We start from the raw sequence: 4,319 nt of genomic DNA, 5'->3' as shown, positions 1-4,319 counted from the left end.
GCGTAGTTCAATTGGTAGAGCACCGGTCTCCAAAACCGGGTGTTGGGAGTTCGAGTCTCTCCGCCCCTGCCAAGAAATAACCCTTCACATTAATGTGAAGGGTTTTTTTTTGTCTTTTTTGTATTCATAAAATGAATGATTTCAACTCCTCAGGCATATCTTTCTTCCGGCTTTAAATCTCATTCAATTTCCTCAACGTTGAGTCATCCGCGGATCGCAAAAACGCATTTGCTCACCGCGTTTCTGCCTTCCAACTACTCAGTCGTGAGGGTATCTGACAGCGTAATAGGGACTTTCAGTAACTGCCTTATCAATGCCTGCTGATCGCTATTTTGCAGCCATACGGCATAAAAAGATCGGCTAACTACAGGTGCGTCATCGATAATTTGCAGCTCTTCATACTGCTGTTGCCAGTGGTTAGGTAGAAATGCACAGCCTCTCAAAGTCGATATAAACTGGCGCGTTAGCTGCGCTGACGTGGTTGTCAGCACGGGCGTATGGTCGCTCGGAAATAATCGGTTTTCCTGTTGATGAAAATCGGCTCCCCACTCGAGTCTAATATAGGGGAGGTCTTCTTTTGATTGCTCCCCCCTGATTGTAAAAAGCGATAACGAGAAGTTCCCCAGTAATTGGCTGGCAAGCTCTTCCATCTTTGGGGGTTCAGTTGTGATAAGGAGATCCAGCTGTCTCTCCAGTAGCTGTTGCACCAGAGATTGCCGTAGCGCGATTCTGGCTTCCAATTGAAGTAGCGGCCGTTGCAGATACAGTTCGTTAAGCCACGACGCTAAATAGGTCTCCCACAAAGAGGCGGTAGCACCGATGGAGAGAAGGCTATGTTGCTGCGAACGAGCAACCTCTTTCTTTGCGATAGACCAGGTTCCAATTAGGTTCTCTGCATAAGGTAACAACCTCTCGCCAGCTGGCGTCAGGCGAATATTATTGCGATGACGAGTAAACAGATTTGCGCCAAGTTGGTTCTCAAGTTGACGGATACGAAAGCTAACTGCCGACTGTGTCAGATAGAGTGATTCCGCAGCACGACCGAAGTGCCTGGTTCTGCTCACTTCCAGGAAGGTTTTCAATAAGTCGGTGTCCATGCCTTTCTCCAAAAAAATTTGTCGTGATGATTTAAATGTTTTGTTTTACAGGAAGTCAAGCCTATCTAATACTCCGCGCCATAAAGGGCACGACCATAAAGCATTAGGAGCGTGTAAAATGGCAGAAAGCTTCTCAACAACCAGTCGTTTTTTTGATAACAAATTCTATCCACGTGGTTTTTCTCGACACGGTGACTTTACGATTAAAGAAGCTCAACTGTTGGAGCGTCATGGCCATGCGTTGAACGAGCTTGATATCGGTAAACGTCAGCCGAACACGGATGAAGAAATCCAGTTTTTGGCCGTTTGTCACGGTGAACGCAAGCCTGAAACGGAATTGGAAAAAATCTGGGCCAAATATACGGCACGTGTTCGCCGTCCCAAACGTTTTCACACTTTATCGGGTGGAAAACCGCAGATGGACACAGTTGAAGAGTTCACTGAAAGCGATGATTAATAAAATGGGGACTCAGTCCCCATTTCTGCCCTATGGCTGACGTCTGTGTCTTATGCCAAATTCTTATGCAGTTGAATCAATAACCGATCCATACAACGATAGCTCAGTGCTTCGGCGAGATGTTTTCGCTTAATACTGACTTCCTCCGACAGGTCTGCAATGGTGCGGGCAACCTTTAAAATCCGATGCCATGCGCGTACAGAAAGTCCTAGCTTACTCATAACCTCCTCAAGATATTGCGCATCTTCGGATGTCAGATGACAGTGTGTTTCAATTTCCCGTGGGCTGAGGTAGGCGTTTATCTTGTCCGCGCGTTCTATTTGCCGTTGTCGGGCTGCCATTATACGTGCACGCACTGTAGCGCTATCTTCTCCCTGGCTACGCTGTTTGCGTAGAATGCCCGGCGGTAACAGCGGCACTTCGATAGAAATATCGAACCTGTCCAGAAAAGGACCTGAGAGGCGATTCAGATAACGTAAAATTTGCTGTGCTGGCATGCGGTTGTGGATGCCCTGATAGTGTCCGGATGGGCTCGGATTCATCGCTGCCACCAGTTGAAATCGTGCGGGATAACAAACCTTCGCTCTGGCTCGCGAGATAACGATTTCTCCCGATTCAAGCGGTTCTCGAAGCGAATCAAGCACGCGTCGTTCAAATTCCGGTAATTCATCAAGAAACAGAATACCGTTGTGAGCGAGAGAAATTTCTCCTGGCTTAGGCAACGAGCCACCGCCAACCAGCGCTGCTATGGACGACGTGTGATGCGGCGCGCGAAACGGCCTGCTACGCCACTTATCCGGTCCGTTATAGCAGCTCGCCAGACTATTTATCGCCGCGCTTTCCAGCGCTTCTGAGTCATTAAGCGGCGGCATCAATCCAGCCAACCGACTTGCAAGCATGGTTTTCCCCGTACCCGGCGGGCCGAGGAATAGCAGGTTATGACCTCCAGCCGCGGCAATTTCCAGCGCCCGCTTGGCCTGTTCCTGACCCACGATATCCTGTAAATCAAGCTCTGACTCCGAATGGTGTGGTTCAGGAGGTAAAAGCCGGTTGCACGACAGCGTTAACTTTCCATGTAAAAAAGCGCATACCTGCAGTAAATGATTCGCCAGCAGAGCTTCACCTTCTGGAATGAGCGCCATCTCTCGCTGATTATCTTCAGGGACGATCAAGCGTCGGCCTGCTTTCTGCGCTTCTAAGGCTGCCGAGATAGTACCGTTAACGCCACGTAGCGCTCCTGAGAGGCCTAACTCCCCCAGGAATTCATACTCGCTCAGTGTGTTACCAGGAACCTGTTCAGAAGCCGCCAAAATCGCTAAAGCGATGGGAAGATCGTAGCGTCCGCCTTCTTTGGGAAGATCCGCAGGCGCCAAATTGACGGTAATACGTTTGGCAGGAAAGGTGAAACCGCAATTAAGCAGGGCGCTCCGCACCCGATCGCGCGCCTCCTTGACGGTGGTTTCCGGCAGGCCAACCAGTGTGAGTGCAGGCAACCCATTGCTGATGTGTACCTCGATGGAGACCTCTGGAGCCTGCATGCCGATGGTTGCCCGGGTAAACGCTATGGCGAGTGTCATCGTGTTTCCTCCTTTTGCGGAGGATTATGCCCGTCGTTTTTCGTGGCAAAAGAAAGTCCGCATGATTTTGCGAAGCGGTGCGAGGAAATTATTCGGGGTGGTCATGCCAGTTTGGAAAACTTCTCCACGCGGTATTCAGTCCGCGCCGAGTAAAAAATCGAAATCGGCTATTGAAGTCCTTTATTAAATTTAATAACTGAATAATAAGAATTTTATTTGGCTTAGGACTGAAGCAATCAAATAATCACGGAAAAAAAATGTTGTCATGCCGCGTCTGACTATGGTAACTCTGTAGTCATTCGTTCGACACTGATTAATGAATAAACCGAAAAATGAAAGCGTTTGCCCTCGTGATTAGCCTAGTCGTCATTAGCGTGGTGGTGATTATTAACCTACCGTGCGGGGCAGCACTTGGACGAAGAATGGCTTAAAAATCAAGGCCGAATTCAAGAAAAACCCCCGCACCAAATGGTCGGGGGTTTTTTTATGGGGTCGGTATTCGTAACAAGGGAGCAGAGAATGTTCAGTAGCATAAAATTCTGCCATACCCGTAAGAAGTTGGGGAAATGACTATGAATGGGGCTCAGTGGGTGGTACAAGCGTTGCGAGCGCAGGGAGTGGATAGTGTATTTGGCTATCCTGGTGGCGCGATCATGCCAGTTTATGATGCATTGTATGACGGGGGCGTCGATCACCTGCTATGCCGCCATGAACAAGGCGCTGCGATGGCCGCCATCGGCTATGCCCGTGCAACGGGTAAAGTCGGCGTCTGCATTGCGACTTCCGGCCCGGGCGCGACCAACCTGATTACTGGTCTGGCGGACGCACTGTTGGACTCGGTACCGATTGTGGCGATCACCGGTCAGGTTGGGTCTTCACTGATTGGGACCGACGCCTTTCAGGAAATAGATGTTCTTGGCCTCTCGCTGGCGTGTACTAAACATAGCTTTCTTGTCGACTCCCTTGAATCCTTGCCGGAAATCATGGCGGAAGCCTTTGCGATTGCTCAAAGTGGGCGTCCGGGACCGGTACTGGTCGATATTCCCAAAGACATACAGCTGGCCGAAGGCGGCGAATTTACCCCTTACGTTTTCTCTCCGGCAGAGACCGGCAGCCTGCCGACGCAGGCGCTGACAGATGCCAATACGTTGCTGGCCTGTCTCTTATACACATCTCCGAGCCCACGAG

At 50.0% G+C, this 4,319-nt stretch carries 5 protein-coding genes; 3 read left to right on the top strand and 2 right to left on the bottom strand.

Annotation, left to right across the window (positions count from 1 at the left end; all coding sequences use genetic code 11):
• Positions 1 to 254: 254 nt before the first annotated feature.
• Entirely contained in the window at positions 255 to 1,097 is an 843-nt protein-coding gene (gene hdfR / locus Q7O77_RS15105; RefSeq protein ID WP_304169191.1) for an HTH-type transcriptional regulator HdfR, read from the bottom strand.
• Between the two features lie 118 nt (positions 1,098 to 1,215).
• Here hdfR and Q7O77_RS15100 point away from each other — a divergent pair, with 118 nt between their 5' ends.
• Positions 1,216 to 1,554, top strand: coding sequence for a DUF413 domain-containing protein (locus Q7O77_RS15100; RefSeq protein ID WP_304169189.1), 339 nt, complete (start codon positions 1,216 to 1,218; stop codon positions 1,552 to 1,554).
• A 50-nt stretch (positions 1,555 to 1,604) separates the two neighbouring features.
• Here Q7O77_RS15100 and Q7O77_RS15095 read toward each other — a convergent pair whose 3' ends face one another.
• Positions 1,605 to 3,131 carry a YifB family Mg chelatase-like AAA ATPase gene (locus Q7O77_RS15095; RefSeq protein WP_304169187.1) on the bottom strand — a complete coding sequence of 509 codons (1,527 nt, stop codon included), beginning with the start codon at positions 3,129 to 3,131 and terminating at the stop codon, positions 1,605 to 1,607.
• Positions 3,132 to 3,463: 332 nt separating this feature from the next.
• Here Q7O77_RS15095 and ilvL point away from each other — a divergent pair, with 332 nt between their 5' ends.
• Both ilvL and Q7O77_RS15085 read left to right on the top strand, forming a co-directional pair.
• Positions 3,464 to 3,562 (top strand): ilv operon leader peptide, encoded by a 99-nt coding sequence (gene ilvL / locus Q7O77_RS15090; RefSeq protein ID WP_071999801.1) that lies wholly within the window; start codon positions 3,464 to 3,466, stop codon positions 3,560 to 3,562.
• A 141-nt stretch (positions 3,563 to 3,703) separates the two neighbouring features.
• Positions 3,704 to 4,319, top strand: a 616-nt coding sequence (locus tag Q7O77_RS15085) for a thiamine pyrophosphate-binding protein (RefSeq protein WP_304169194.1), incomplete at its 3' end; no start/stop codon positions are given.

The sequence above is a fragment of the Lonsdalea britannica genome (assembly GCF_946477055.1).
Taxonomy (GTDB): Bacteria; Pseudomonadota; Gammaproteobacteria; order Enterobacterales; family Enterobacteriaceae; genus Lonsdalea; species Lonsdalea britannica_A.
This window is presented reverse-complemented; position numbering and strand designations above follow the sequence as displayed.

Bases quoted from the DNA above. Each gene is read 5' to 3' on its own strand.
- Q7O77_RS15100 (WP_304169189.1), top strand. From the start codon at position 1,216: ATGGCAGAAAGCTTCTCAACAACCAGTCGTTTTTTTGATAACAAATTC.
- Q7O77_RS15095 (WP_304169187.1), bottom strand. From the start codon at position 3,131: ATGACACTCGCCATAGCGTTTACCCGGGCAACCATCGGCATGCAGGCT.
- ilvL (WP_071999801.1), top strand. From the start codon at position 3,464: ATGAAAGCGTTTGCCCTCGTGATTAGCCTAGTCGTCATTAGCGTGGTG.
- hdfR (WP_304169191.1), bottom strand. From the start codon at position 1,097: ATGGACACCGACTTATTGAAAACCTTCCTGGAAGTGAGCAGAACCAGG.